The organism is Vibrio sp. 1402, from assembly GCF_033340275.1.
Map to the genome: position 1 here is coordinate 1 of NZ_JAWOWE010000202.1, position 761 is coordinate 761.

Genomic DNA, 761 nt, shown 5'->3' on the forward strand with positions numbered 1-761 from the left:
GGCGCATGCCTTCTTCTGTACGTTCACCGTCACACGGTTCTAGCAACTCGGCTGCGGTAATTGGCGCATCTTCGGAGCGACTAACATCTAGTTGATTTGTTCGCTCTCCAAGTGCCGCACTGAATACTTCCATAGCAGTATCGGCTAGACCCGGGTGGGCAACCCACGTACCGTCGTGACCGTTATTCGCCTCAAGTGACTTATCGTTGTGAATTTTATCCAACACTTTCTGGTTTTCTTGCGGGTCTTTCGCGGGAATAAAGGCGGCCATTCCTCCCATCGCGAAAGCACCACGCTTGTGACAAGTACGAACCAACAAACGCGAATAGGCGTTCAAAAATGGTTTGTCCATGGTGACGACTTGGCGATCCGGCAGAACACGATCTGGGTGTTTCTTCAGTGTTTTGATGTAACTGAAAATGTAATCCCAACGACCACAATTCAGCCCTACGATATGCTCTTTAAGTGAGAACAAAATCTCATCCATCTCAAACACAGCTGGTAACGTTTCGATCAGCACGGTCGCTTTGATCGTGCCAGTCTCTAAACCAAAATATTCTTCTGTGAAATGGAACACTTCACTCCACCACATCGCCTCATGATGAGACTGCAGTTTAGGAAGATAGAAATATGGACCGCTGCCTTTTTGAAGCAATGCTTTGTGGTTATTGTAGAAATACAGTGCAAAATCAAAAAGCGCGCCTGGAATGATCTGACCGTGCCACGTCACGTGTTTTTCTTTTAAATGAAGGCCGCGAACA

The 761-nt window shown here is 47.2% G+C and carries 1 pseudogene; it reads right to left on the reverse strand.

The annotated features are described in order from the left end of the window. Positions 1-761: pseudogene (locus R7044_RS25090) on the reverse strand (aldolase/citrate lyase family protein); the annotation flags it as partial.